Origin of the sequence: Collinsella sp. CLA-SR-H006, from assembly GCF_040097075.1 — a bacterium.
Classification (GTDB): Bacteria; Actinomycetota; Coriobacteriia; order Coriobacteriales; family Coriobacteriaceae; genus Collinsella.
Window position 1 is genome coordinate 45,499 of record NZ_JBBNPD010000006.1, and the last position, 22,663, is coordinate 68,161.

General features: G+C 54.3%; 21 protein-coding genes. 4 read left to right on the top strand and 17 right to left on the bottom strand.

Annotated features, from left to right (window positions below; all coding sequences use genetic code 11):
* Positions 1-234: 234 nt before the first annotated feature.
* Genes AAA069_RS04800 through AAA069_RS04810 form a run of 3 tightly spaced genes read right to left on the bottom strand, consistent with a single transcriptional unit; the run spans position 235 to position 4,007 of the window.
* A complete protein-coding gene (locus AAA069_RS04800; RefSeq protein ID WP_349127700.1) occupies positions 235-2,556 on the bottom strand; it encodes a radical SAM protein in 2,322 nt (773 codons plus the stop codon).
* Positions 2,557-2,563: 7 nt separating this feature from the next.
* The gene (locus AAA069_RS04805; RefSeq protein ID WP_148332709.1) at positions 2,564-3,748 is read right to left on the bottom strand and encodes an MFS transporter; all 1,185 of its coding nucleotides are present in this window, start codon (positions 3,746-3,748) and stop codon (positions 2,564-2,566) included.
* The gene (locus AAA069_RS04810; RefSeq protein ID WP_055251466.1) at positions 3,726-4,007 is read right to left on the bottom strand and encodes a DUF2087 domain-containing protein; all 282 of its coding nucleotides are present in this window, start codon (positions 4,005-4,007) and stop codon (positions 3,726-3,728) included. The genes AAA069_RS04805 and AAA069_RS04810 overlap by 23 nt, the downstream gene beginning before the upstream one ends.
* 495 nt (positions 4,008-4,502) lie before the next feature.
* On the opposite strand from AAA069_RS04810, the gene AAA069_RS04815 reads away from it, so the two are divergent.
* Positions 4,503-5,453 (top strand): hypothetical protein, encoded by a 951-nt coding sequence (locus AAA069_RS04815; protein ID WP_349127701.1) that lies wholly within the window; start codon positions 4,503-4,505, stop codon positions 5,451-5,453.
* Between the two features lie 136 nt (positions 5,454-5,589).
* The gene (locus AAA069_RS04820) at positions 5,590-6,897 is read left to right on the top strand and encodes a hypothetical protein (protein WP_349127702.1); all 1,308 of its coding nucleotides are present in this window, start codon (positions 5,590-5,592) and stop codon (positions 6,895-6,897) included.
* 46 nt (positions 6,898-6,943) lie between these two features.
* Here the strand turns inward: AAA069_RS04820 and AAA069_RS04825 are convergent, their stop codons facing one another.
* The 5 genes from AAA069_RS04825 to AAA069_RS04845 all read right to left on the bottom strand — a co-directional run bounded on the left by AAA069_RS04825 (position 6,944) and on the right by AAA069_RS04845 (position 11,570).
* On the bottom strand, positions 6,944-7,345 hold the full coding sequence (locus tag AAA069_RS04825; protein ID WP_349127703.1) for a hypothetical protein: 402 nt from the start codon (positions 7,343-7,345) through the stop codon (positions 6,944-6,946).
* Entirely contained in the window at positions 7,323-8,450 is a 1,128-nt protein-coding gene (locus AAA069_RS04830) for a hypothetical protein (protein ID WP_349127704.1), read from the bottom strand. Before AAA069_RS04830 ends, AAA069_RS04825 begins: the two co-directional genes overlap by 23 nt.
* A 280-nt stretch (positions 8,451-8,730) precedes the next feature.
* On the bottom strand, positions 8,731-10,410 hold the full coding sequence (ettA, locus tag AAA069_RS04835) for an energy-dependent translational throttle protein EttA (RefSeq protein WP_055251458.1): 1,680 nt from the start codon (positions 10,408-10,410) through the stop codon (positions 8,731-8,733).
* A 184-nt stretch (positions 10,411-10,594) separates the two neighbouring features.
* Positions 10,595-11,299 carry an SdpI family protein gene (locus AAA069_RS04840; RefSeq protein WP_349127705.1) on the bottom strand — a complete coding sequence of 235 codons (705 nt, stop codon included), beginning with the start codon at positions 11,297-11,299 and terminating at the stop codon, positions 10,595-10,597.
* The gene (locus AAA069_RS04845) at positions 11,292-11,570 is read right to left on the bottom strand and encodes an autorepressor SdpR family transcription factor (protein WP_349127706.1); all 279 of its coding nucleotides are present in this window, start codon (positions 11,568-11,570) and stop codon (positions 11,292-11,294) included. Before AAA069_RS04845 ends, AAA069_RS04840 begins: the two co-directional genes overlap by 8 nt.
* Before the next feature lie 459 nt (positions 11,571-12,029).
* On the opposite strand from AAA069_RS04845, the gene AAA069_RS04850 reads away from it, so the two are divergent.
* Positions 12,030-12,827: a tRNA threonylcarbamoyladenosine dehydratase gene (locus tag AAA069_RS04850; RefSeq protein WP_347478567.1), complete on the top strand. Its 798-nt coding sequence runs from the start codon at positions 12,030-12,032 to the stop codon at positions 12,825-12,827.
* 14 nt (positions 12,828-12,841) lie between these two features.
* On the top strand, positions 12,842-13,624 hold the full coding sequence (locus tag AAA069_RS04855; protein WP_349127707.1) for a TatD family hydrolase: 783 nt from the start codon (positions 12,842-12,844) through the stop codon (positions 13,622-13,624).
* Positions 13,625-13,703: 79 nt separating this feature from the next.
* Here the strand turns inward: AAA069_RS04855 and AAA069_RS04860 are convergent, their stop codons facing one another.
* The 9 genes from AAA069_RS04860 to AAA069_RS04900 form a co-directional block, all read right to left on the bottom strand.
* Positions 13,704-15,221, bottom strand: a complete 1,518-nt coding sequence (locus AAA069_RS04860) for an FGGY-family carbohydrate kinase (RefSeq protein WP_349127708.1) — start codon at positions 15,219-15,221, stop codon at positions 13,704-13,706.
* 6 nt (positions 15,222-15,227) lie between these two features.
* The gene (locus AAA069_RS04865; RefSeq protein WP_349127709.1) at positions 15,228-16,037 is read right to left on the bottom strand and encodes a BtpA/SgcQ family protein; all 810 of its coding nucleotides are present in this window, start codon (positions 16,035-16,037) and stop codon (positions 15,228-15,230) included.
* 33 nt (positions 16,038-16,070) lie between these two features.
* On the bottom strand, positions 16,071-16,499 hold the full coding sequence (locus tag AAA069_RS04870) for a secondary thiamine-phosphate synthase enzyme YjbQ (protein WP_117735290.1): 429 nt from the start codon (positions 16,497-16,499) through the stop codon (positions 16,071-16,073).
* A 2-nt stretch (positions 16,500-16,501) separates the two neighbouring features.
* Positions 16,502-17,362, bottom strand: a complete 861-nt coding sequence (locus AAA069_RS04875) for an amidohydrolase family protein (RefSeq protein WP_229055555.1) — start codon at positions 17,360-17,362, stop codon at positions 16,502-16,504.
* A 27-nt stretch (positions 17,363-17,389) separates the two neighbouring features.
* Entirely contained in the window at positions 17,390-18,190 is an 801-nt protein-coding gene (gene frlD / locus AAA069_RS04880; RefSeq protein WP_161115774.1) for a fructoselysine 6-kinase, read from the bottom strand.
* A gap of 121 nt (positions 18,191-18,311) precedes the next feature.
* The gene (locus AAA069_RS04885) at positions 18,312-19,175 is read right to left on the bottom strand and encodes a PfkB family carbohydrate kinase (protein ID WP_349127710.1); all 864 of its coding nucleotides are present in this window, start codon (positions 19,173-19,175) and stop codon (positions 18,312-18,314) included.
* Positions 19,176-19,189: 14 nt separating this feature from the next.
* Positions 19,190-20,158: an SIS domain-containing protein gene (locus AAA069_RS04890; protein ID WP_022094440.1), complete on the bottom strand. Its 969-nt coding sequence runs from the start codon at positions 20,156-20,158 to the stop codon at positions 19,190-19,192.
* Between the two features lie 62 nt (positions 20,159-20,220).
* Positions 20,221-21,072 (bottom strand): sugar phosphate isomerase/epimerase family protein, encoded by an 852-nt coding sequence (locus tag AAA069_RS04895; protein ID WP_117745875.1) that lies wholly within the window; start codon positions 21,070-21,072, stop codon positions 20,221-20,223.
* A gap of 1 nt (position 21,073) precedes the next feature.
* Positions 21,074-22,657 (bottom strand): amidohydrolase family protein, encoded by a 1,584-nt coding sequence (locus tag AAA069_RS04900; protein ID WP_349127711.1) that lies wholly within the window; start codon positions 22,655-22,657, stop codon positions 21,074-21,076.
* Between the last annotated feature and the right edge of the window lie 6 nt (positions 22,658-22,663).

Genomic DNA, 22,663 nt, shown 5'->3' on the forward strand with positions numbered 1-22,663 from the left:
ACTGAGAGGCCAACCTGTGCTAAGAGCATGTATTTCAAAAATATCTTTAATTAAAAAAGGAGAAATCGATAATCGACTTCTCCTTTAAGCGAGGCAAGTAAATTCCGAAACTAATGGCAGAATTTATCCATGTAGTCCTCAAAGTCGAACACTTCTACCACGACGCCCTCTTCCTGAGACTCTTTCAGTTGCTCCAAGAGATCTTTATTAATAACGTCCATGCAGAAACCTCCTCTATCTAATCAATTGTAGTATATCTGCTTTCATGCAATTATCAACCAACTTGTTTAATTGCTCCTCGTTTGTCGATAGTCCCTCTTTTTTCAAAATGTCGCGCACCTCGTTCTTAGTAATCGGCTTTTCAAACAACGAAAGCAAAGCGAACGAAAAATCATTAACCGCACACATTCTATGGGTGGCACAACTCAGCAGTACTCTTAACCCCTCTTTTGAGCGTCCGACTTCTTTAACAAACGAACTTTTAACCAATTGAAAACCATTATCGTGCATTACATAATCGGCATCGATATTTGTATTCAGCAATCCATAATGCAACAGTTCTTCTATCGCCCTTGTCAGCTCGAGGTCGCCCTGATCAAGAATAAGAGAAATGCTACAATCGGCCTCCAATAAACGGGCCAACTTAAGGTATACCAACTGGGAAACAGCATAGACATGATGGTATTCAGAATTATAGAAGTAGGCAAATGGCTCAACGAGCACGACAGAGGTCTTGGAATCCAGCCAGATTCGATCAGCTGGATTTAGACTAGTTAGCCGTCGCTTTACTTTGGTCAAATGTCCCTTATACCTGACAGCGTGAATAGAATCTAGGATCCAGGTCACCTCTGAAATATGAAGCCGCTGGGGCAAGTCAATTGTGTCGCTACCGTTTATGACCTCTTGCATATAAAAATCAATATGATGCTCATCAGATAAGGATTTTGCTTCATTTAAAGTTAAACCAGTGCCTGAAACATAATCCACTTCGAGGCGCAAATCCTCATATTGGGACTTCGGCATTACAGAGACACCATACTTATCGGGATGATTCCAAACATCCGACCCCATAACGAGACCAAAATTCGTAAATCCTCTCGTGGAATATGGAACACCACATACCTGTTTTGAATAATTCAAAACATTCTCTGTATAAGCTAAGGTGTTCAGAGCCTCTTCTTTAGTTTCGGTCGGAAAGCCAATCATAAAGAATAGATGAACAGGAATACCCGCATTGAGACAATCATGGATATTGCGATCAATCCAATCAACTCTCGTGTTCTTCTTCATTAGATCAAGAACTCTTTGGTTGTATGACTCGAGGCCAAACTGAATCTGCCTACATCCACTTTGGTATATCTTGTTGAAAACGTCTGTACTTAGGGTTGGAGAGAACCTCGTTTCTCCATGCCAGAAAAACGTTTTTCCCGATGCGTTTATTTCATCCGCGAGTTGCTCCATTCTTTTGCCTTCGAATGTTTCATCCACAAAAGAGAAAACTCTCGTGCCGTATTTTTCATTTAACCGACACATTATTTCAAATACTCTCGATATAGGCATCTTTCGGTAACAACCACCGGTAGCACCGGGAATGGTGCAGAAGGCGCAATGATTAAAACACTGCCTAGAGGAATAAACCGGCAATATTAACTCAGGCATGAAGTATTTAGAAAGGGCGAAGCCATCGAAATCGGGAACTGTATCGTTGATAAATGTTTGCTCAATCCGATGGTTTTTATATATCTTTCCACCTTTAGCATGGCAAAGGTTTGGAACACAGTCGAGATTGTCATCACCAGAGTCAAGAGCCTCAAGAAGACGTGCAAGCGGCTCTTCGCCGTCATACATCATTATCGAATCAATGTATTCAAAAAAGGGATGCCATTCTTTCATGCAGTCATCTGCTAAACGAGTAATGTAATTGCCGCCCAATGAGACGTGTTTAACAGATGGACATTCTTCTTTAATCAGTTTCGCTAACGTAACTGCAGAAATCAATTGGAAACAGCCGCTCACCGAAATCCCAATAAACTCGATTTTTTCCCTCTGAATACGCTTAAGAAAGGCAGTTTCATAGAAGGAAATAAACGGATTATGCAGGGTATCCGCAAGCGATTTCATTATTTCTGGTGTCGAATAATAATCATAGGGCAGATCTATGGAGTTGAACGTGTATTTAACTCCATATGAGACGTGATTTATGATATAGAGTGCATTTCTAAAAATGTTTTCAGCATATTGTCTTTCTTTTAGATCGAAGTATCTCTTCGATCTAAAAATATCTTTTGCCTCGTCAACATTAAGTGCTGACTTTTGTATCAAGTCGATTGTTAATTGAACATTCGAACTAAACGAATCCTTTGATTCCCGATACCTTTTACAGCACTCTTCGACATGTCTAAAGGATAGGAGGTCATCGTAAAATTCCACGTTTAAGTCAACAATGTCAACTTTGTATTGTTCAACCTCTTGAAGATATGACTTCAAAACAGGCAAGGCAAGATACGGCCCCACTGGACTCCATCCTGGGGGAAATACTAAAAGCGTTTTAGGCATATCAACGTCACATCTTTCGCAAATAATTCAATTGAAACACAACTACCATCATAATTGAAAATACACCAAGTCCTGTAACGAGAATTGAGAACATCGCGATGCTCGTGAACAGCGAAACAAGGAGTGTTGAAATAACAACAGCAACCGATTGCAAAGACTCCCTAATTGAAAACAGGCCTATCGATTCAGATCCGTCTCTCGCCAAATCCTGCAGCGATGTTATGAGAAGCACATCTTGAATGGCGTTTCCGGCACCGACGATAAAAAGGAAAATAAACGATATCCCAGACGCATAGCGATAGCCAAACGCCAGATACGCACCGAGCGCAAGATACGTCACAAAACAATATGATTTAACGCAATCGGAACCACTGATTAAACGACCATATATTGTATTTCCGAACAACAGTCCGATTGTAAGACTGCTCTGAAGGAATCCGTATTGTATCGATGACGAGTCAAATTGCAATTGCGCTATAGCTGGCAAAAGAGAATTCAGAGAGCCGAATGCCACGCCACTAGAAATATCGATTAATAGGAAACCAATTGCCAAGTGCTTCGCGCTAAGATCACTAAATGCAGTCCTGTATTTTTCATTTTTGCTTATCCCCTCTTTATCATTAACCTCGATAACCGACGGAACATCTCGCAGCAACCAGAACGACGCGGCAAAAGATAGCGCGTCTAATGCAAGAACAGCCTCCGCCCCAAATTGAGCGACAACAAAACCGCCGGCAACTGGCCCCAGAACCATCATCAAATTCTGCAGAAACCCAAACGAATTATTAATTACGTCGCGATTGATACTATTCGTATTGGCTCTTAACAACGAGTAAAAGCAGGGCATTTCAACCGTTCGGCAAAGCGATACCGCGCACGTAATAGCAAACATACTCCATTTACTATCAACAAAAATATAGCAAACGAATAATCCCGCGCGAATTAAGTCTGCCAATCTCATGGCCTGCAGTGTCCCGATACCCATCTTCTGAGGCAGCTGCGCGAGCGCAACTGAAAACAGAGAGGGGGCAAATCTGCAGCAGACCATCAAAGCAGTTGCAGAAACATCGTGAGTTACCTCGTAAATCAGCATTGGCAAAGCAATATTCGCACACCAATTGCCTATTTCGCTTATCCCTCTAGCAATATATAGGACCCGAACCGGACGGCTAGCTCTCAATACCGTGAACATCACGATTAACCTCGTATTTCAGGCCTCGTTCATCCCTTAATAGGAATCCATAATCAACCAAATACCGCCTCAACACGGCATAATCAGGATAGAGCTGTGAAAGCACACGATTAACCTGAAGCTCCGTATAACTTGTATTTAATTCAAAGAAAGAGACGGCCCATAGCAGCATGATTCTTTTATAGCTTTCCTTTTTTGGAATTGAAACCAGCTCGCCATTCTTGAGAAATCGTTTTTTAAAGTCTATTAGCTCATCCATTCACATCCTCCATTTCATACGCATCTAATACTAAAAATGCATACGCTTTAGGTCGTCGCATTCGGCTTCTTTATTCGAACTAAACTCGAACTAATCTATATTATTTGCTCAAACACTCTTCGAAAGCTCGTTTTTCACTCTGAGTAAAATGCCCTTCCCAGTCAGTCCACGAACAGGAAGGCAACTCACAACGAGCGGAGTCGAAGCCCTCTGCCGTCGGTCGCTCAAAATGCACGATAACCTTTTCGATATCGCCATCTGTAATCAGGTCAGAATGAATGACCTCGGTACCGTCTTCGAATGTCATATACGGGTACATCACGTAAACCACCTCGCAATCGTAAGTCCAGTTTATCATCAAGCTATTTCGCCAAAGACAGCAAGCCCCCCCTTGATGAGTTGATGGTATCTGTTAAATGTCACGTACGATTCACATCTGGTGGGTACCCTGATGGCTACACGAAACGAAGCAGATTTACACCGGGAGGACCCCGTATGACAACCAAGTACACCGACGCGCCGCGCACGCGCGTCATGACACCGGCATCGCTCAACAACGGCGTGCACGAGAACCATTCCATCGGACAGACCATGGCCATCGCGCCCAAAAAGGGCCTATTCGACGACATTTCCATTCCCCAGATCATCGCCGGCGCCGCAGCTGCCGCCACGAGCGTCGCGCTTGCCTCCAAGATCGGTATCGCTGGTTCAGTAATTGGCGCCGCCGTGAGCTCGGTCATCACCGTTGTGTCCTCGCAGGTCTACCGCCACTTTATCTCTGCCAGCGCCAAAGCCCTCAAAGGCACGCATGCCGCCGTCGACTACCCCGCCGGCGCCTATGAGCCCGTTGAGTTTGAGGCCAAGGAGCACCTGGGCGGCGCCGCGACCACGCAAGAGATGCGCCAGATTGCGGGGCGCGCGACCACGGCCCGCGTCGCCCCTGACAGCCTGCGCGCCAAGGCCGCGGCAGAGCGCAGTCAGACGCAAAAGAAGGTCATCATCTTCTCGATCGCCATCGCCATCGTCGCGGTCATCGCCTGCACCGGTGCCATCCTTATCACCACCGCCGGTGAGGGTCTGGGCGAGCGCCCCGAGCCGATTCTGTCGTCGCGCACGACGGAGAGCGATGTAAATGGCGACACCCAGTCGCAAGATCAGCAGGCACAGGCGGACGGCACGCAAGACAGTTCTACCTCTACCGATTCGTCCTCGAACACCCAAAACCAATCGCAGGGCACCGATTCCTCTACGGCCAACAGTGGCACGCCGTCCGGCACGACCGACTCAAGCCAAACGACTGACGGTTCACAGCCGAACACGGGAGGCCAGACGAGCGACACCACGTCGGGAACGGGCGCAGCAGACAGCAACAACAGCAATTCGAGTGGCACCACATCGGGCACGACATCTGACAGTTCAAGCCAAGGCACGACATCGGGCAACTAGGCCCTGCATCCCCAGATAGGCAACCTGTACAACGGGCGCGAATCGATATCGGTTTGCGCCCGTTTGCCTTGGGCGCCGCCATGGCGAACGCTATGCGATGGTAAGATGCTTTACATGTGTAAAGAGGAGATTTGCCATGAGCAAGACAATAGTTAGGCCCACGCTTTCGCTGGGCAACCACATCTATCTGTATCGCCTGCTGCGCGACGCGATTGGGTGCGGCAAGCAAACGTTTATGACGCAGGTCGAGGAGGCGCTCGCCGCCGGCGACATGACCGCTTATGACCTGGGCTTCGAGTCCACGCGCGAGCTGCTCGAGGAGCTCAACGACTGCATTAAGCTGACCGTCTTTAAGGGCGGCCGCCTGTATGCCACCGTCATCGCCAACGAGGCCTGGGATACCGCCCTTGCCAAGGGCGAGGACAAGCCCAAGGCTGCCAAGGGTGCCAAGCAGTCCTACAAAAAGAAGAAACGCGGCGAAAAGGACCTCAAGGCCGTACGCCCCAAGCACGTTAAGCGTCCCGAGCCCGAAGCCATGGTTGAAGCCGCGCCGGAACCCGAGCCCGAGACAGAGATCGAAGTCGCTATTGAGGTAACGGCAGAAGCCGAAGCCGAAATCGCCGCCACGACCGATTCCGAAGTCATATCCGAGCAGGAAGCCACTGTGGAGCTCAACGAAGCGCCCAAGTCGACAACCGAAGAAGCCGCTGACCAGCCCGAGACGTCTGCGTTCCAAAACAGCGATGTCTTTGGCAACGAGGCCGAGGACGATCAGTCCGACGAGCCCGCAGATCAAGACGCTACCGAGTCGGCGCCGGAGCCCGAGACGCCGCAGCCCGCCATCTCGCTCACGGTCGTCTATGACCCCGAGAACGCCAATGCCGGCATCACCACCATGGCATCCACGCCCATCGAAGCAAAGTCGAGCGTCGAGAATGAGAACGCGACGCAGGTTGAGGTTGAAGCCGCAGTTGCAGACGCGCCCGTCACCGTGAAGCCCGCAGATTCCGAGGTCAAGCCGGAAGTAACGCCGGAGCCCGCACCCGTCATCGAATCCGTGCCCGCCGCTGCTTGCGACCAAATTCCCGCACCGACACCGGCTCCGGTCCCCGCTGCAGTACCGGCCCCCGCACCTGCAGCGCCCGCCATCCCCGAGGACTTCCCCGTCGATTTCGCAACCGAAGTCTTCTGCCCCGGCCCGCTTCTGCACCAGCTGTCGACCTATCTCCCCTACGGTGCCGACACGCTCGGCATCGTCGGCGAGTACTACTGGATCGCCCGCGAACGCGGCACCATCGAGGCCGCGCGAAACCGCGCAAGCTTCCCCCTGCGCTACACGCAGGCAGGCGAGCGCCACGAAGTCACCGTGCGCATCCGCCGCAACACCACCGGCGGCCTCGGAGCCGCCTGGACCATCGACAAGGTCAACGCCCCGGCCGAGTGACAAAACGGCCCTGGATAGCCATTTGACCATCCAGGGCCGTTTGAAATCAGACCTTTTGGCTGTCATCAGCACATATAGACACCAGAGAAGCAAGCTCCTCCTCAAGTTGCGGAGCAAAATACCTAAAAGAAACTTGTGCTCCAATCGGTATCGACTCAATCATATTCGCAGCATTATCTGAAACACGGTACGATGCAGTTTCACCTGTCTTTAATTCCTCTATTGAGCAGACAGCGTCTTCAGCATCAATCGACCTAAGCATGCCTTTACCTTGCAACATCACATCGGCATGCCCACCAGCTATTTCCAATGAATCTGAGTTTGTCACAGACATTTCTCCGGAATCTCCGCGCGGCATCTCTTCTTTTGTTGAACAGCTCACCAATAAAGCCATCAACACCAAAGACAGGACTAAACGAATCGTCCTACTTCGAAAAAGTCGTTCCATAAGTCCACGCATAATAACTCTGATCATACTTCAGGAAGGATAAGGATGAATTCCAGCCGTCCGCTATGCCAATCATCTGCCTTGTCTCTCCAGTTTTCTTACCAGTAAGTGTGGCGTAAGCCTCCGCTGTTACAGAATGGGCTGATCCGTTGTACAAACTCGCATGTAAAACATTCGGTCTATTAGAGTTAATCTCATTTTGAATGTTCGCGATAGCCGGGGAGGAGACAGTGCGAGCGATAAGATTACTCCCTCTGCTTGCGCAGTAATTTGTAAACCCCGTTGCACAGGTTGAAATCGGCGTTCCGCCCAAAACAACACCGGGAACAGTCTGTTCTTCATCGGAAAGAGCATGGGTATTGGTGTAATTCCATATCTGCATATATTGCGAAGGGTCGCTATATAAATTGGCAATGCCATACAGTTCCGCAACGTTCGAAAAAGCTGTCACCATACAAGCATAGTGGGCGGTAAGCCTCTTAATCTCGCTTTCATCATATGACATAAACTGAGAAATGGAACGAAATCCAGATACTGTGTAATCCTGCATTTGAGTTGCGTAAATTACAACATCGTTCCAGCTTGAAGGTTTATTCGATAAAACGACAGGCCGTCCTTCTATGGAAACAGCCGGGATTGTTCTTCCGCAATTTGTTGTTATTGAACCGTCCAAAGATTGCACGCCGAATTCGAATGGATTGATCATTACGACTGGGTTATTGAAAGAATAAGGCTCGACACCAAGATCTCCTCCCCGATCCATAGGGCTGACTAAGCCGTCTCCAAAACGATATCCCGTAAGTATTTCATCATCTGAAGCATCTAAAACCAAATAGCCCGCGGCTCTATTGGATGTCACAACCGGAACAATGTAACCAAGCGGGGACCCATCAACGTCTACAAAAGGAATAGGGTCAGAAGGCGTATACGAAGAGCCGAGGAGTCCCTTTATATATTTATCGGCAAGCTCTTGCGCAATTTCAGAAGTAAATTGTATCTGCTCACCATCAATATTGCCCGTCGAAGCAAAAACCTCTTTCGGACGTGCGGCTAAGGCGACAATTGAAGACGCGACAAGTTGCAGAAAACGACGACGCGAAAGCATATGTTCTTCTTTCTAGAGGAGCGACTTATAAGATACTCCTATTCTATAACCTTTTTTGTAACGTTACAGCACTGGTTATATTTCAATTCGATTCGCTTATGTCCTTGTAACCCAATACGTCTTTACGTTTTAAACGGAATTAGAAAATCACTCATAGCAAAAACGGGCTTTAATCCCAAAGAGATGACTTTGATTATGAATCAAACCGGCAGCCAGGGCATAGCTGCAGTGCAATTGCTACAAGAAAGGCCGCCCTTGCTGGCGGCCTTTCTACTTGCTACTAGTCACGCGTGAGCTTGCGGTGGATACGATGCGGCTGGGCTGCGTCCTCCCCCAGGCGCTCGATACGGTTGGCCTGATAGGCCTCGAAGTTGCCCTCGAACCAATACCAGTTGCCCGGGTTCTCGTCGGTGCCCTCCCACGCCAGGATGTGCGTGGCAACGCGGTCCAGGAACATACGGTCGTGGCTAATGACCACCGAGCAGCCCGGGAACTCGAGCAGCGCCGCTTCGAGCGAGGACAGCGTCTCGACGTCGAGGTCGTTCGTGGGCTCATCGAGGAGCAGCAGGTTGCCGCCCTGCTTGAGCGTAAGCGCCAAGTTCAGACGGTTGCGCTCGCCACCGGAGAGTACGCCGGCGCGCTTCTGCTGGTCCTGGCCTTTAAAGCCAAAGCTCGCCACATAAGCACGGCTCGGAACCTCGGTCTCACCGACCATCATGTGGTCCAGGCCGTCCGAGACGACCTCCCACAGGTTCTTATCGGGGTCGATGCCAGAACGGTTCTGATCGACATAGGAGATCTTGACGGTCTCGCCCACCTCGAGCTCGCCCGAAGTCAGCGGCTCCAGGCCCACGATGGTCTTGAACAGCGTGGTCTTGCCCACACCATTGGGGCCGATGACGCCCACGATGCCGTTGCGCGGCAGGGTGAACGAAAGGTCATCGATGAGCACGCGGCCATCGAACTCCTTGTGCAGGTGATGAGCCTCGAGCACCTTGTTGCCCAGACGCGGGCCCACAGGGATGCGGATGTCGGTCCAGTCGAGCTTCTGGCTTGCGCGGGCCTCGGCCTCCATCTCCTCGTAGCGAGCCAGACGGGCCTTGTTCTTGGCCTGGCGAGCCTTGGGCGAGCTGCGCACCCATTCGAGCTCGGCCTCCATGCGCTTGGCGAGTTTGGCGTCGCGGTTGCCCTGCGCCTCGATACGGGCGGCCTTGGTCTCCAGATACGTGGAGTAGTTGCCCTTGTAGGGATAGAGGTGGCCGCGGTCGACCTCGCAGATCCACTCGGCAACGTTATCCAGGAAGTAGCGATCGTGTGTGACGGCAAGCACCGCGCCCTGGTAGTTGTGCAGGAAATGCTCGAGCCACAGGATCGACTCGGCGTCCAGGTGGTTCGTGGGCTCGTCGAGCAGCAGCAGGTCGGGAGCCTCGAGCAGCAGCTTGCACAGGGCCACGCGACGGCGCTCGCCGCCGGAAAGCACATTAACCGGCATGTCAGAATCGGGCAGCTGCAGGGCGTCCATGGCCTGGCCGAGCTTGGAATCGATATCCCAGCCGTCAGCGGCGTCGATCTCGTCCTGGAGCTTGCCCATCTCGGCCATGAGGGCGTCCATGTCGCAGTCCGGGTCGCACATCTCCTCGCCGATCTTGTTGAAGCGATCGACCTTGGCGATCATATCGCCAAACGCCATGCGCACGTTCTCGATGACGGTCTTGTCATCGTCGAGCGGCGGCTCCTGCTGCAGGATGCCCACGGTGTAGCCGGGGGTGAGCCTGGCATCGCCGTTGGAGACCTCCTCGATGCCGGCCATAATCTTGAGCAGGGTCGACTTGCCCATACCGTTGGGGCCCACGACGCCGATCTTGGCACCGGGGTAGAAGCTCAGGGTCACGTCGTCAAGGATTACCTTGTCGCCATGGGCCTTGCGAGCCTGATACATCTGGTAGATAAACTCCGCCATATGTCTGTTCTATCCTTTCTACCTGCTGTTTCCCTATTCTTGATTCGCTTTAGTGGAAACGAAATGAGGAAACCAGCTCTGAAACTTAACGAAAAGGGGGCATGGTTGCCCATACCCCCTAATACTACCTGGGAAAAGTCCCCCGGAACATACTATGAACTGCGTACGCTAGTTTTCCGCAACCTTAACGAGCGGCTCGCTGCGATTTGCGCCACAGCAGATACGAGTAGACGTAGACGGCTCCGACCGAACCAAACGCCAGAACCGCAATCACCGCGGCGACGACTTCATTCGAAAGCACCGCACCTGCCACGCCCATCGCAATCAGGCCAACACCCAGCACCATAAAGCAGGCACCGCCAAAGCGCTGCGTACGGCGCCAGTTCTCGGGATCGGCAAGCGCCCAAGGCGTCTTGATACCGAGCGTATAGTTCTGCTTCACACGCGGCAAGTAGTTGCCTACGCCGATGAACAGCAAACCGACAACACCGGAAATCAGCACGTTAACCGAACCGACCGCCGGCACCACGCCCCAGACCGTAAACTCTCCCAGCCAGCTTATGGCGCACATGAACAAGGTGAAGGCGATTACGAAGCCCTGATAGAACTTGCCCGAGGTTCGATATGCCTCACCTTTGGGGTCGATGCGCGGCACCACGCAGAACATTGCGAGAAGCGCCAGAGGCAGCACGCCGAGCGCGGAGGCCATCCAGCTAGGACCCCAACCGTCGACGGCGCCGTTCGCGCCCCAGTGCGTGGGAATCTGCTCAGGCAAGCTCGGCATCACCATGAGGTGCACTACGACATTGGCGACGCACAGAGCGACCAGCGCAATCCACACGCGCGACGATACCCCCGTGGCGTGAATGCCCTTGTTTTCGTTATTCATCCTTATCACCTTCCGTGTCTGTAAAGCCCATAAACCAGCCAATCAAGTCCTGCATGACGGTGGTGTTTAAGCTGTAAACGATATTTTGGCCATGACGTTCGTCGGTCACCAACCCGGCGTTTTTAAGCGTCGCCAAGTGATGGCTCAATGACGGCTTGCTGATATCGAAATGCTCGGCAAGCTTCCCCGCTGTGCAATTACCCTCGCGCAGCAACTCCAAAATGCGCCGTCGCGTTGGATCGGCAAGCGCCTTAAAACCCTCTCCCGGCATAAGACCTCCTTTCATCATCTCTCATGACGCGCACACTATACTCGATATTTAGATGTTTGTCTAACTATCTAATACAGGAACATCTATAGAACACTCGTTCGTATTTAGCTACAATGGAAGTTGAAGCAGATGGGCCAGCTCCCTCTACCCGAGAAGGAGATGGACTATGAGTATTGACGATGTCCTGACGTTGTTATTGCTTGTAATCGCGGCTGTGGAGCTCGGCATCCACATTGGAGGTCGAATGAAATAGCCGCCCCCGCGTAATGCGAAGACGGCCACTTCTCACGCCATAAACGTGTTTCGGAGTTGGCCAACCCGCTGCAACGGGTGCCATCTGCTTCAATCTTATGCGAATCCCGATCCCATTTCAACAAGCCCAAGGGCTCAAATGGAATCGCAATAATACCTATAATGGCGATAGCTAAAACACGACCGACTCCCCATCGGAGGATATCTATGACCGAAACCACAGCCGCAGCCGCCATCGAGACACGCGACACCAAGCTCGAGATTATCATGGGCCGCGAGGCACTCGATAAGCTCGCCGATGCTACGGTGCTAGTGCTCGGCTGCGGAGGCGTGGGCTCCAACTGCTGCGAGGCACTCGCCCGCGGCGGCATTGGTCATTTCGTCATTCTGGATAAGGACATCATCGCGCCCAGCAATATCAATCGCCAGGCCATCGCCTTTCACAGCACCGTCGGCAAGCGCAAGGTTGACGTGATGGAGGCCATGATCCACGACATCAATCCCGCCGCCACCGTCATCAAGCGCACCGAATACTTGCTGAGCGACAACATCGATGATTTCTTCGCGAGCGTTTTGGAGCAGACGGACGGCAAGCTCGACTACGTCGTCGACGCCATCGACACCATCTCGGCCAAGCTCACCATTGCCAAATACGCTCAGGACCACGGCATTCGTTTGGTTAGCTCCATGGGCGGGGCCAACAAGCTCCATCCCGAGTGCCTCCGCTTTGCCGACATCTTCGATACGGTGCGTGACCCTATGAGCCGCATTATGCGCAAAGAATGCAAGAAACGCGGAATCAAGAGCCTGCATGTACTGTTTAGCTGTGAGGAATCGGTTAAGACACAGCCCCGCGACCCTTCCAATATCCACGAGCGTACCGAGCTCGGAACCGCCAGCTTTATGCCGCCCATCATGGGTCAGATGATTGCCGGCGAGGTTATCCGCCAGATCAGTGGGCGCGGCACCGAGCGCGTGCGCGCTGACGGTCAGCGCCTGGACTAGCGGAGCACGCCGCGATGGAGTTACAGCTTTTTGACGCACACTGCCACCTTGATTTAATGGCCTGCCCTGACGCCATTGCCAGCGAGGTCGCGGCGATGGGGCTGGGACTCTTTGATTGCGGGGTCGACCCGCGCGACTTCGCAACGGCAAACAAGTGCGCCGTGTGCCACCCAGGCATCACCGCCGGCATCGGACTCCATCCTTGGTGGCTGGCTGACGGCCGATGCGGTACCGCCGAAATCGATCTGCTTTGCAAATTTGCCGCACAGGAGCGCTATATCGGCGAAGTTGGGCTCGACTTCTCGCCGCGCTTCGCGGACACCGAGGGAATCCAAACTCAGGCATTTGATCGGCTTTGCCAGACGCTGTCGCAGTACCCGCTTCCTGCGCGCGTCCTGTCCATTCACGCCATTCGCGCGGCAGGGGCGATCTTGAACATTTTGGAGTCGCACAGCCTTCTTGAGGACACCCCCAGCTCCCCCGTTATCATCTTCCACTGGTTTAGCGGCACCTCGGACGAGCTTGTCCGCGCACGCAATGCAGGCTGCTATTTTTCCGTCAACGAACGCATGCTCGCGACCAAGCGCGGTCGCGAATACGCACGACAGATTCCACTCGACCGTCTACTGCTCGAGACCGATGCGCCGGCCGAGCCAAACACAGAAACAAGCGCGCAGTCGCTCATCAGATCGCTCACAAGGACCTCGATGCGCATCGCCTCACTCAAAAACTGCGATGCAAAGCACATTGAGTCGGCAGTTTTAGCAAATGCGCGCTCTGTTTTTGACCTTCGCTAACCCCTGTGGACAAACATGCCAAGGGGCATGCGAATCGCACAACGCAGCCCCTATTGGAAAGCAGTACAATTCGGCAGCATTACACCAATTCGTGCATGAGATCACGGTTGCGTGCATACAATTCGTCAAAGATATGACGGCGCGACGCATATAACTCGTGGGCAGTCATATCGGGCACGATTGTTTGCGCGACGCCAAGGACTCGGGCGAGTTCATCCCATGATGCATAGGCGCCACCTGCGAGAGCTGCCATGATGGCATCACCGAAGCATGCGCCCACCGTAACCTTGGCAACCGAGACCTCGCGCCCGCATACGTCGGCGATAGCTTGCATCCAAACTGGATTCTTGGTTCCACCTCCGACAAGCATAATGCGCCCAATTGGCAGTCCATGCTCTCGCTCGATAATGTCGACATGGGATGCAACGGTATACGCAACGCCTTCCAAGGCGGCACGAACCATATGGGCTCGCGTATGTCTTCCGGTCAGGCCAAAGAAGACGCCACGCGCCTCGGGATCGTTGAGCGGAGTACGCTCCCCCGCAAAGTACGGCAGACATAGGAGCCCATCGGCACCCGGCGCCACGTCGGCGGCATCATGTGCCATAACCGAATATGCATCGGGGCCACCGTGGCCCTCGGCCTCTACGGCGTCGCGATACAGCTCTTGGCGCAGCCACGATGTGAGTGCACCCGCCGTATTGGTCCCCGCGCAGATCCCGTAAGTTCCGGGAATGATAAACGTCCCCGGCCACATGCGGGCATCATCGACCATATGATCAGCTAGGTAGATGAAATACGCCGTGCTCCCCAACTGAACCATCATATCGCCGGGACGGAATACACCCGTCGAAATGGCCTCGGCACCAGAGTCACCCGTTCCCACTAAGACAGGTGTCCCCGCCGCGAGCCCCGTCGCCTCAGCCGCACGCTGCGTAATCACCCCGGCAATATCAGTAGCCGACATTACCTCCGCCATCTGGTCAGGCCGGCAGAAACGAGCACATTCCCGAGCATCAACCTTCCAAGTGTAGCGGTCATATAGGGGAAGAAAATCCTCCGCCAAATAACGGTCCACCGTAAAACGCCCCGTCAACTTTGCGCACAGAAACGATGACGCCGTCAAGAACTTCGCGGCACGTTCGTGCGCCTCGGGCATATTCTCCTTAAACCACAAGATCTTGGGAGCAATATCTGACGAACAGGGATCGTGCCCGAAAAGCTCGCGTGCGCGATCTGACCCATATTCGGAAAGAAGCTCGTCAATCTGCGGCTTCGAACGTGCATCGACTCCATACAAAATCGCGGGCGCCAGCGCGTTGCACTCGGTATCGACCGGCACGCAGTCGCAACCCAATGCGGAAAGGCCCACGCATCCGATCTGTGCCGCGTTAACCCCCGATCGCGCCACCAGCTCGCGCGACAAGCGGCAAAAATCACCCCACCAAACTGCCTCCGCATCATGCTGGTACCATCCATCACGCGGGTTGTCCGTCTCGTGTCCACAAGAGGCTTGGCAAACGATGTTGCATCGATCATCGATTAAAACGCCTTTAGAGGCGCTTGTCCCAATATCAATACCCAGATAGAACGCCATGAGCGCCTACTCCCCTCGCGCCGTACGAGCGGCAGCCATAAAACGAACCACCCGCTCAACATCGACCGGGGCATCCAGCTTTCCGTCGCGCTTTAAGCACGTGCCGACAAACGCGCCATCGTAGTGAGCAAATACGTCAGCCACGGTATTTTCGCGACAACCGGTGCCACATACCACAGGCACTTCGCCAACACGCTCGCGGACCTCATCGGCAAGCTCGCCCGAAGCGCCACGACCGGCAGCCGAACCGCCGATGACCATCGCATCCGGTAGGCAATTAAAGAGAAGTGAATCGGCAATGTCCGCAGTCGTGCGGTCGTTGAGATAAACCTCCCCCTCGCTCGTGATGAAGTGAAAAAGCTTGAGGTCATCCAGACGCAGCGCCGCCTTGCGACGCATGGTGTGCGCGAAATCTCGGTTAATCAGCCCGAGATCACCGGCCCAGGCACCGCAAAAATTGCAGCGCGTGAACTGCGCGTCGACGGCAGCGCACAGCTCGATTGTGGCATCACCATCGTAAATAGCCTCAGCTCCCCAAGGAGTCGACAGATCATGGGACAGAGCCCCGATTATATAGCCCATCGATGCAAGGGTTGAGGGAGAAACGTGCTGCTCATAGGGCATCGAGAGCTCATTGGTAATCAAAATGCCATCGACACCGCCCTGCTGCAACGCCTCGAGATCGCGCTTGGCGGCTTCCACGACCTGCGACACGCTTCCGCCCGGGTAATACAGCGGATCGCCCGGCAGAGGACGCAGGTGCAGCATTCCGATAACCGGCTTTTCGGTCTTGAACATCGAAGCTAGAAACGACATAACGTGCTCCTTCATAGGGTTATTGCAGGGACGTTACTCCCCCAGCACCTCGACGTACACTTTTCGCTTCTGCGGACCGTCAAACTCCGCAAGATAGATGTTCTGGGCACCTCCGCACACGATGTGGCCATCTTGGACGGGAAAGAAGCAACTGTTTCCACAAATCATGCTCTTGATATGCCCACAGGAGTTGTTGCCGGTGGCTCCATAGCTCGGCAGGAAGTGTGCATGCGCATAGGGAGCATCGAGTGGGGCGATGCGATCAAGCGTCTCCATAAGATCCGTCTCCACGCAGGGCAGCCCCTCGTTTACCACGATCCCGCAGGTCGTATGCGACAAAATAATCGCTGCCAAGCCATTGGTCACCGAGCTGCGTTCGATGGCAGCGTGCACGTCCTCGGTAATATCGATGAACTGGTCCGGAGCAGTCGATAGATAGCTCAATGTCTCGAGCGTCACCATGTTCACTCATCCCCTTCAAGAAAACGCAGGGCATTACCCCAGTAGAGCCTTTCTCGCGCATCATCGCGCATGGGCACGGTATCGAGCGCCCGCTTGAGTTTGAATGCACGGAAACGCGGCGTATTGCTGGCGAACATCACTTGATGCGATAGCGCGCGCTCATACCACAGCGGCCCCATATCGACCGTGAAAAGACGCTGCATCATCTCCTCGGGCGAATCGATGTAAGTGATAGAGGTGTCCGTGTAGCAGTTGGGATACTTGAGCAGCATCGCCACGGTCTCGCGCACCCAGGGCCAGCCAAAGTGGGTCAAACTAAAGCGCACATTTGGATGCGTTGCGATTGTGTGCTCAAATGCAAGCGGGTTACTGCGCGAGAGCTCTGCGCCCGGCTCCCAAGACATACCGGCATGGAAAACCACCGGCTTGTTATAGCGCTCGCACAGCTCGTAAAGCGGCTCGGCCACAGCATCATCGGGGGCAAAACCCTGCTTTGCCGGATGCAGGCAAAGCCCCTTTGCCCCCAACTCGGTAAAGGCGCGCTCCAATTCGTCTGCGGCACCGCTCACCTGCGGATCTACGCTCGCAAATCCCCACAGACGATCGGGGTGCGCGGCAACCAGCATGGCAATCTGGTCATTGGTGCCAAAATGCCCTCCGCATGCCGTGGTTACATCGAGCGGCATGAGCACGCTCTTCTGCACATCACAGACGTCCATCTCGACTTGAAGCTCGTCCCAATCCATGGGGCCCATATGCCCCATACCATATTCTCGTGACCAAAAACCGAATCCATCAGGCTCATCGCCCGGCGTACAGATCTCGCCGTAGAGCATAGGATGGACCAACATGTCGATAACCATTTCGTACTCCTTTCCAGGCATTTGACCCTAGTACGGCTCAAACGAACCAATCACTCGGGACGACAGCTCAGCGCCCGCCTTCATACACGCCGGAATATCAAGGCCATCGATCACGCCCTTGGTAAACCCGGCGATATACGAGTCGCCGGCACCCACGGTATTAACGACCTTCTCCGCCGGCACGATCCCGCACTCATAGAAGCGCTCACCGTCAAAGGCAATGCTTCCCTTCTCGCCAAGCGTGGCAACCGCAACGCGCGGTCCCAATCCCTGCACGTGGCGTACCCAGTCTCGTAGCTCCGGAGTGTCCTCTTCAAACGACATGAACGCATAGTCTACGTAAGGAAAATGAGCCTCACATGCATATTCGGGATCCTGGCTGAACACCGAGAAGTCCATAACCACCGTCTTGCCCGCATCATGCCATTCGGGCAGGAGGTCCAAACAATTGCCAAACAGGTCGGTATGAATGATGTCATGCTCTAGGATAAACGCCCGGTCATCTTCATTCGGACGATATGTCTCCATTACGCCATCGATTGCCTCGAGATGCACACGATCGACGCCGTCTTTCAATGCCATGAGCATCACCGAGGTGTCGCCATCCTCCACCCGCAGATGTGAGATATCGAGCCCCTCAGCGGCCAGCGCCTCTCTCATCTTGTCTCCGTACTCGTCCTTGCCGACAACCGACACGGCGGATACCGAAACTCCCATTCGTGCAAGATGGATACCCCAGTCAATGCCGTTACCAGTCGGATAGAACACGCCGATGTTTTGATAGACGTCCGCACAGCAAAAACCAGCCGCACACGCTTTAATACCCATGGTCTTCTCCAATGATCAAAAGGGGACCCACCACATGGCGAGCCCCCTTTTCGCGTTTCGCTTATTGTTTTGCATCGGCTGTCCAAGGCCTCATAGCCCGACCGCCGAACGCTTTCTTAAGCTATTCGACGATTGGCGCTCCGTGGCCCCAAGAGCCTTCCATGCCGCACACGGTCGAGGCGAACCCGGCAGCAAAGTCGAGCGCGCGCTCGATGGCCTCGGCGCCATCCTCACCACGCTTGGCGGAATCGAGATAGCACATCAAAAACGAGGTGAGGAACGAGTCGCCCGCCCCCATGGTGTCCTTCATGTCCGTTACCGGTTTAGCCAGCTGGCGGTAATAACGCTCGCCGTCGTAAGCAATGCAGCCCTCGGCGCCCGCCGTAGCCGACACAAAACGCGGACCCAGGCCCTTCACCCATGCCAGACGCTCGCGAATCTCGTCCTCACTCGCGGCATCCGCCGCACTAAAGAAGGCAAAATCGACGTAGGGTGCAATCTGCTCGTAGTACTCGTCGGTGGAGTCGTCCGAAAAGTCAAAAGAGACCGTGACGCCCGCAGCCTTCAGCTTGGGCAGCTCGCGCTCGGTAAAGCAATAGTTGCCCGAATGAACCACATCGAACTGCTTCATGTACAAAAGGTCAAAGCGATCGAGAACATAGCGCGCATCGCCACGGATACCGCCCTCGTTGGAGCCGAGGAAGACACGGTCACCGTCAACGACGGTCACGCGAGCCGCTCCGTTCTCGCCAATCATCTGCTCGCACTTGTCAAGCTCGATACCCTCATCCTCGAGGCTTGCAATGACATGCTCGGCAGCGGCGTCATTGCCAAAAATGCCCATGTAAGCAGAGCGTGCGGCACCGCATTTCTTGGCATAAACGGCGAAGTTCACCGCGTTGCCGCCGGGATACATGGTGTGGATATGCTCGTAGCGATCGACGACGTTGTCGCCAAATCCGAGCGCGTTAACGTTAAATGCCATGGCCTTTGTCCCTTCTAGTACTCGACAACACCCATATAGCGACGGAAATCGGGATCGTGATCAAACACCTTGCCGCGTGCAGCACGCAGCTCGCAGTTCATGGCATAGAACAGCACCGGGTCCAGATAAGCGCGGACGCTCGCCGGCACGGCCTCCATACCGTACTCCTTAGCATCGAGCACCATCAGCGTATCGGTATGCGTCTTAAGGAACGCCAGGGCGCGCTCGTCCATAGCACGGCACTCGCTGGAGCCCATCTGCAGGAAGTAAAAAACGCCATCCTGAGTAGCCTCGAAGGGGCCATGGAAGTACTCGGCAGAGTGGATGTAGCTGCAGTGCTGCCACTGCATCTCCATAAGAGAGCAGATAGCGAAACCGTAGGTCTGGCTAAAGTTGGGACCGCTGCCCAGAATGTAGAAGAACTCGTGCTCCTGGCAAAGTTTAGCAAAACGATCGCCCAGCTCGGCATTTACCTTCTCGCGTGCCGGGGGAAGAATTTTATCCATCTCGGCGATACCGGCATACATATCGGCAAGATCGGCGTAGCCCTCCTGCTGATCGAGCAGCTCTGCCGCAAGCGACAGCGAAATACCAGCGGGGACCTCGGCCTGCGGCACGCCCTCGCCCCACGGGTAGACCCACGTGGTCCACTTGCCGGAGTCAATCTTGGATCCAGCGTTGTCGGTCTGGGCGATCACCGTAGCGCCGGCGGCAAGGGCAATCTCGCAGCCCTCGACGACCTCGGGGGTGTTGCCACTGTGGCTGCAAGCGATGACCAGGGACTTCTCGCCTAGACGACGCGGACGCATAATGTCGAATTCACGCGCGGTATAGATATACGAAGTGAAAGTGGTAGCCTCGCGCTGCAGAAGCTCATGAGCCGGGATCAAATCGATCATGGAGCCACCGCAAGCAATCCAGTAGACGCTGTCGAACTTGCCCTTCTCGGCAATTGCCTCTTTGATCAGATCGTGTGCGTTCATATCCAGTTCCTTTCTTGTTTGGTCCGCAATCAATGACATTGGCTGCGTGGCCGATAGTTGTTTTAGTCAATCAGATATTTCTCGAATGCGGCCATGTTCTTGGCATCTGCCGCTGCCGGGTCATCGTAGTAACGACCATCCGTGATTTCCTGGCCCAACATGCCGTCGAAACCATGGGCGTTGAGTGTGGCGACGAAGGCGTCCATATCGTGCTTGCCATCGCCCCACACCAGATGGCCATACGGGTCACCGTCGATAAAGTGCATCTCGTGAATTGCCCCATCACCAAAGGCGGCAAACCAGTCCTCGAGCGTCTCGCCTGCAACGCCCATCGCGGTTGTATCAACCATGGGCTGTAAGTACGGGCTCGCGACCTCGTCAATCATGCGCTTCGCATCGGAAACCGTCGTCACAAGGTTGCTCTCCTCGGGACGCAGGCTTTCCATCGTAAGCACCAGACCGTGCTCGCCGGCATACTCCGCCAGAATGGACAAGTGCTCGCGGCTGCGCTTCCAGGCTTCCTCGCGGTCCTCGTCCCAGTCGCCCCAGCCCGAGTTGATGGACATACGGTCGCACCCAAGTACCTCGGCAAGCTCAATGCCGTGCTTAAAGTACGCCAGACTGCGCTGCTCATGCAGCGGTTTGCGTGCGCAATACTGCCAAGGATAGACAACATTCTCGGGGCACAGAGTACGATACCTAAGCCCACGGTCTGCAGCCTTTTTCGCCAGGACCTCAGCCTCAAAGTAGCCCGTATGGTCGAGCGTCACATGCGGCTCTGCACACCACAGCTCAATGGACTCAAAGCCCAAGCGCTGCTGCACATCAAGGAAGTAATCGAGCGACCACATGATGTAGTGGATATTCATGCCCGCAATCTGCTCGCGACGCAGCGTCGGTTTGGATTCAGACATCTTATGCCTCCTTATTTCGATCGAACACGATTCGTCCGTCCGACATCGTCATATCAACCGCAAGATCGCGTGCGTCGCGATAATCGAGGTCGAACACATCCCGGTCGAGCACGCAGATATCGGCAAGCTTGCCGACCTCGAGCGTACCCAGCTCGTCTTCGCGCATCAGGTCGTACGCGCCCCCGGCAGTCCAAGCGCGCAAGAGCTCGACAAGCGTCAGCGTGTTGACCTCATTCACGGGCAGTCCGTCGGCGAAGAATCCGCCGCACGCGCTGTAGATTGACTCGCCCAGGCTCGGAATCAGCAGCGGCAAATCCGTTCCACAGCACACTGTGCATCCGGAATCTTCCATGCCGCGGCGATTCCAGCTGTGCAAAAGTCGCGTCTCGCCAATTTGTCGACGCATCATCGACAGGCAATCCTCGCGCCGGTCCAGCGTCAGAATCTGCGGATAGACCTCGCAAATTCCACCTAACTTGCCAAACTCGACAAGATCGGTCGGGTCAGAGTTCTCGAGATCGGTAATCGCATGGCGACGAAGCATCCGTCCGTGCTCGTCTCGAGGCAGCGAAGCGTATAGCTCCACGGTGCGACGAACGGCGCCATCGCCCTGGCAATGCAAGGAATATCGGAAGCCGTCAGCATCAATTGCACGCAGCTCGTTCTCAATCAGATCCCACTCTGGCTCCTCGACGACCGTCTTGCCGGCAGCGCCCGCATCGGCCGTGTCCTCATAGGGTTCAATCATCTCGGCAAGCCCCGCCCATACGCCGCGATCGGTCATACGGTTGAAGCCAGAAAAACGAACGAACGATCCCCGGAAGCGCTCTCGTGCCTCACGAGCATATGGCAGATTTGCACCGGCACCCACCGGCTGCGACATCATAGAGACGCGAACCGTCAGCTCACCAGATTCCTCGCGGCGAGCCATTTCGTCGGCAAAGCCGTAGTAGTCATCAAACGCCATCTCCTTGATGGCGGTAACGCCGCGCTCGTTAAGCATGCTCATGTAGTCCGAATACCCGGCACGCACCTCGGGCAGCGCGAGGAAATCGCTCATCATGCGCCAGATCTTCTCGGCATAGCACGCCTGGGGTGTAAAGCCGTATCGCGCACTGGCAGCAGCATTGAGAACGCAGGTCTCCGCTCCCGGTGTAAAGCAGACGACGGGGATATCGCCAAAACAATCGTCAAACACAGCTGCCGTATTTGCGTTCTCGGCATCCGATGCCAACGTTTCGGGTAGGTTGTGGCCAAAAGCCGCCGCGCAATCCGGATGATCTTCTTTCCATGCACGCAAGAGCGACACAGCCTCTTTGGCATCAGCGATGCCGGACAGATCAGACCCCAACGTCCGCAGCGCCCAACCTGTATAGAAGGTATGCACATCGATCAGGCCAGGCATGACAGTGCGGTCGCCCAGGTCAACTACCTCGTCCGCCTGGGTCAAATACGAAGCTACCTCACACGTGGCGCCAACAGCCTCAATTCGATTGCCACGGACCGCTACGAAACCTTCAAACGGCAGGTCCCCCGTACCGGTAAAGACGCTCTTAGACGTCAGGACCGTCAAACGATCAGACATCACAAC